This window comes from Leucobacter soli (assembly GCF_042659205.1).
GTDB lineage: Bacteria > Actinomycetota > Actinomycetes > Actinomycetales > Microbacteriaceae > Leucobacter > Leucobacter soli.
The window spans coordinates 1-4,589 of record NZ_JBHSRW010000186.1 but is presented as its reverse complement, the minus strand read 5'-3'; the positions used below and the strand labels follow the sequence as shown (position 1 = coordinate 4,589).

General features: G+C 69.9%; 8 protein-coding genes. 5 read left to right on the top strand and 3 right to left on the bottom strand.

Annotation, left to right across the window (positions count from 1 at the left end; translation table 11 throughout):
• The first annotated feature begins 106 nt into the window (after positions 1-106).
• Entirely contained in the window at positions 107-478 is a 372-nt protein-coding gene (locus tag ACFPZL_RS10320) for a pyrroline-5-carboxylate reductase family protein (protein WP_382335322.1), read from the top strand.
• Between the two features lie 11 nt (positions 479-489).
• On the opposite strand, the gene ACFPZL_RS10315 is transcribed toward ACFPZL_RS10320, so the two are convergent.
• A complete protein-coding gene (locus ACFPZL_RS10315; RefSeq protein WP_218115319.1) occupies positions 490-1,155 on the bottom strand; it encodes a potassium channel family protein in 666 nt (221 codons plus the stop codon).
• On the bottom strand, positions 1,148-2,527 hold the full coding sequence (locus tag ACFPZL_RS10310; RefSeq protein ID WP_218115381.1) for a TrkH family potassium uptake protein: 1,380 nt from the start codon (positions 2,525-2,527) through the stop codon (positions 1,148-1,150). Before ACFPZL_RS10310 ends, ACFPZL_RS10315 begins: the two co-directional genes overlap by 8 nt.
• 159 nt (positions 2,528-2,686) lie before the next feature.
• Here ACFPZL_RS10310 and ACFPZL_RS10305 point away from each other — a divergent pair, with 159 nt between their 5' ends.
• The 4 genes from ACFPZL_RS10305 (at position 2,687) to ACFPZL_RS10290 (ending at position 4,121) form a co-directional block, all read left to right on the top strand.
• The gene (locus ACFPZL_RS10305; protein WP_218115318.1) at positions 2,687-3,151 is read left to right on the top strand and encodes an ArsR/SmtB family transcription factor; all 465 of its coding nucleotides are present in this window, start codon (positions 2,687-2,689) and stop codon (positions 3,149-3,151) included.
• A gap of 166 nt (positions 3,152-3,317) precedes the next feature.
• Complete coding sequence (locus ACFPZL_RS10300; RefSeq protein ID WP_005504750.1) at positions 3,318-3,416, top strand: 30S ribosomal protein bS22; 99 nt, start codon at positions 3,318-3,320, stop codon at positions 3,414-3,416.
• A 118-nt stretch (positions 3,417-3,534) separates the two neighbouring features.
• On the top strand, positions 3,535-3,822 hold the full coding sequence (locus ACFPZL_RS10295; RefSeq protein WP_218115317.1) for a glutaredoxin family protein: 288 nt from the start codon (positions 3,535-3,537) through the stop codon (positions 3,820-3,822).
• Entirely contained in the window at positions 3,807-4,121 is a 315-nt protein-coding gene (locus ACFPZL_RS10290) for a Dabb family protein (RefSeq protein WP_236022048.1), read from the top strand. The genes ACFPZL_RS10295 and ACFPZL_RS10290 overlap by 16 nt, the downstream gene beginning before the upstream one ends.
• 65 nt (positions 4,122-4,186) lie before the next feature.
• Here the strand turns inward: ACFPZL_RS10290 and ACFPZL_RS10285 are convergent.
• The coding region (locus tag ACFPZL_RS10285; RefSeq protein WP_382335320.1) for a helix-turn-helix domain-containing protein at positions 4,187-4,589 on the bottom strand (403 nt) is incomplete at its 5' end.

Sequence of the window (4,589 nt, the reverse complement as noted above, 5' to 3'; positions counted from 1 at the left end):
TCCGAGAGCTTGATGTGGGCGGGGCGAGGGTTGCGGTCCATGGGTTGCTCGTTCCTGTTGCTTCGTCGCGGGTGGGCCCTCGGCCGGCGCCGAGGCGGTCGAGACCGTGCGCAGCCTGTTCGCCACGGTGGGGCAGGTGCTCGTGGTGCGCGAGGACCAGATCAACGCGATCGCCGCCGTGTCGGGATCCGGCCCGGCCTACCTCTTCCTCTACGTCGAGGAGATGACGGCCGCCGCCCGGCGGCTCGGCTTCACGGAGGAGCAGGCCGCGGCGCTCGCCGAGGGGACCGTGGTCGGGGCCGCCGAGCTGCTGCGGCGATCGGGCGAGGACCCGGCCGAGCTGCGCCGCCGCGTCACCAGCCCGAAGGGCACGACCGAGCAGGCCGTCAACGTCCTGCAGGACGGCGGCTGGCCGGAGCTCTTCGACCGGGCGTTCGCCGCGAACATCCGCCGCTCGGAGGAGCTCTCGGCAGGCTGACCCGGGCGCGATCACCCGATCGTGGCGAAGCGCTCCACGTCGGAGGCGGAGCCCGAGACGATGATGAGGTCGTGCGGCGAGACGACCGTGTCCTGGGTCGCGTGCTGGAAGTCCTGTCCCGGGGTCTTCACCCCGACGACCGTCACGCGGTAGCGGCTGCGCACCCCGCTGTCCTTGAGCGCGCGCCCGCGGATCGAGCGCGGCGGGTACATCTTCGCGATGACGTAGTTGTCGTCGAACTGGATGAAGTCGAGCATGCTGCCGCTGAGCAGGTGGGCGACGCGCTCGCCGGCCTCGCGCTCGGGGTAGATGACGTGGTTCACTCCGATCCGCTCGAGGATCTTGCCGTGGGAGAGCGAGATCGCCTTCGCCCAGATCTGCGGGACGCCCAGGTCGACGAGGTTCGCCGCGATCAGCACGCTCGCCTCGACCGAGGCGCCGGTCGCGACGACTGCGATCTGGAACTCCTCGGCCCCGATCTGGCGGAGGGCCTCCATCGACCGCGCGTCGGCCTGCACCGCGTGGGTGACGCGATCCGCCCACTTCTGCACCAGTGCAAGATCGGTGTCGACTACGAGGACCTCGCGATCCTGCCGGTCGAGCTGACCGGCGGTCGCCGCACCGAAGCGGCCCAGCCCGATCACGAGTACGGGGGCGTCATTCCTGATGTCAACCAACGATCGGCCTTTCTTCGGGGAAGCGGAACATGCGCCGGCGGCTGGTGGCGGCGACCGCGGCCGCCAGCGTCACCGTTCCGACGCGCCCCGCCCACATGGTCGCGGCGAGGACGTACTTGCCGGCGTCGGGCACCTGCTCGGAGACGCCGGTGGTGAGACCGCACGTGCCGAAGGCGGAGATCACCTCGAAGAGCACGTGGTCGAGCGGGAGCTTCGTCATGTGCAGCAGCGTGATGGTGGCCGCGGCCACGATGGTGGCGCCCCAGATCACGATCGACACGGCCAGCCGCAGGACCTCGACGGGGATGCTGCGGCCGAACACCTGCATGTCCCGGTAGCCGCGAGCCTCGGCGTAGGCGGCGAGGAAGAGCACCGCGATCGTGGTCACCTTGATGCCGCCGGCCGTCGAGGCGGACCCGCCGCCCATGAACATGAGCATGTCCATGATGAGCAGCGTCGATCCGTTCATGTCGAGGGGGTCGACCGTGCCGAGCCCTCCCGAACGCGTCATGACCGACATGTAGCCCGAGCTCATGATGGTCTGCCAGAAGTTCTGCTCACCGAACGTGCCGGCGTTGTCGGCCTCGAGCGCGGCGATCGCGAGCCAGCCGAGGATCACGAAGGCGATGGTGGTCGTCAGGGTCAGCTTCGCGTGCAGGCCGAGGTGGCGGTGCTTCTGCTTGTGCGCGCCGCGCCCGGTCACGTAGCGGTACAGCGCGAAGATGACGGGGAAGCCGATGCTGCCGAGGAACACCCCGATCGCGAGGACGATGAGCAGGTACGGATCGGTGGCGAACGGCTCGAGCCCGCCCCGCATCGGGACGAAGCCGGTGTTGGTGAAGGCGGAGGCGGCGAGGTAGAAGCCGTACCAGAGGGAGTGGGCCAGGTCGTAGCCGGCGGCGAGCATGCGCGGGGTGATGAGGAGCGTGAGCGCGGCCTCGATGACGAGCAGGCTCAGCGCGACGGCCGCGAGCAGCCCGCCGATCTCTCCGAGCCCCACGGCCTGGCTCTCGCTCGTGCCCTTCGCCGTGCGCGCCGGGTTGGTGTCCGTCGCGGCGAGCAGCCGCTGACGCAGGCCGAGGCGGCGGGTGACCGTCAGGCCGAGAATGCTGGCGAGCGTGAGCACGCCGATGCCGCCGATCTGCAGGCCGGCGAGGATCACGAGTTCGCCGTACAACGACCAGTGGGCGGCCATATCGACGGTCGTGAGGCCGGTCACGCAGATCGCCGAGACCGCGGTGAAGAGCGCGTCGGCGAGCGGGGTCGGGGTGCCGGAGCGGGTGGCGATCGGCAGGGAGAGCAGGGCGGTCCAGACCAGGATCAGCCCGCTGAAGATGAGGAGCGCGAGGCGTGCCGGCGACGACTGGATCATCACGTGCAGCCACGATTTCTGCGACAGCGGCGCCTGCAGCCGCCGGGTCGCCGAGTGCGCCGTCACGTCACCTTCTTTCCGCCGCCTGGCCGAGCGCCGCGGGAACTCGCGGTGCCGATCGTTGTCATGCTACTCCCGATCCCGGCTACTCTTGAGGTCATGCCAGACATTTTCGGAGTCATCGCCGACGCGACCCGGCGCGACATCCTGCGGGTGCTGCTCGACCGCCACGTGCAGGGCGCCGAGATCAGCGTCTCCGAGATCGTGGCACAGCTCGAGATCAGCCAGCCGACGGTGTCCAAGCATCTGAAGGTGCTGCGCGAGTCGGAGCTCGTGACCGTGCGCGAGGAGGGCCAGCACCGCTTCTACTCGCTCGACCCCGAGCCGCTCGAGATGGTCGAGGATTTCGTGATCCCGTTCCTCTCCGCCGGCTTCGACACCGAGGTCACCTTCGAGTACCGCTCGGAGACGGGCGAGCTGCTGCCCGACCCCGAGGCGGAGTGGGACGATGCCGAGGTGCTGCCCGACGAGATCGCTTCGGCGGCGGGTCGGCTCGGTCGTGCGGCGGCCAACGCCGAGCATCGGGTGAAGGAACTCGTCGCGAGGTTCAAGCTGCGCGGTTGACGCGCGCGGTCGACGTGCGCGGCCGACTCCGGCGGCGGTGCCTGTTCGTCCGGGTGCGCCGAGGCTCGTTTTCGCGCTGGATCGCTCGGCGCTGTAAGATTGATGTTTTGTGGGCCGTGTTCGCGGCCTCTGAGACTTTCCGCTCCACGATTCTGCGAGGTAACCGATGGGTTCAGTCATCAAGAAGCGCCGCAAGCGCATGTCGAAGAAGAAGCACCGCAAGCTGCTTCGCAAGACGCGCCACCAGCGCCGCAATAAGAAGTAGCAGCCCTCGCGGGTTCGCTTCGGGCGTCGGGCCTGCCCGGCGCCTTTTGCATGCCCTGGCGCGCCCGCTCGGCCGGGGCCGGTCGTCCGCCGCGCACCGTTCCCGGTAGGGTGAGCCTGTGCCGAAGCCCGTCGCCCTGACCCTGCTCTCGAAGCCGGGCTGCCACCTCTGCGAGGACGCGCGGGCCGTGATCGACGGGGTGCTGCGGGATCTCGAGGATCGGAGCCTCGAAGTGTCGCTCGAGGAACGGAACATTCTCGACGATCCGGAGCTGGCGCGCGTGCACGCCGAGGACATCCCGGTCGTGCAGATCAACGGCCGTCGCCACGCGATCTGGCGGGTCGACCCCGTGAAGCTCACCGCCGCCATCGAACGGGCGGCCGCGAAGAGATGGAGGATCCATTGACCCTGCGCCACATCGTCACCTGGAAGCTGAGCGGCGAGAGCCGTGAGACGCGCGACGCCCAGGCCGCCGAGATCGTCGCCGCGCTCGCCCCGCTCGCGCGGACCGTGCCGAGCGTCCGCGCGCTGAGCGTGCACCGCAACGAGTTGTTCGACGGCGAGAACTGGGACGTCACCCTGATCGCCGACTTCGACGACGCTGAGGGGCTCGCCGCCTACGCCGTCCACCCCGAGCACGTCGCCGCCGGCACCGTCATCAAAGGCCACGCCGTGGGGCGGGTCGCGACCGACTTCACGCTGTAGCAGTAGTCGGCGTTCCTGCGCCTCGGTGTCCGCTTCAGTGTTCGCCTCAGGCGACGGTTGGCGAGCTACGGTCGGCCGTGGTGCCGCCCCGCCACCGCCCCGACGCGATCCTGCAGCCGCTTCCGGTAGTCGCTCGGCGGCATCCCGAGCAGGGCGGTGAAGTCCGTGGTGAAGTGCGCATGGTCGGCGTAGCCGAGTTCGCTCGCCAGCCGCGAGATCGTCGCTTCGGGGTCCTCCCGCAGGCGTGCGGCCGCCTCCTGCAGCCGACGGCGCCGGATCATCGCGTGCAACGGCACCCCGAAGCAGCGCTCGGCGATCCGCTGCAGCGTGCGCGTCGACGTGTGGAGACGGGGCTCGAGCTCCGCGACCCGGGTGATCGCGGGATCGGCGATGGCGTCGGCGAGCGCGTTCGCGAGCGCTGCAGTCGAGCCGTGCGGCGGGGCGGGCACGCGATCGCGGATCCATGCC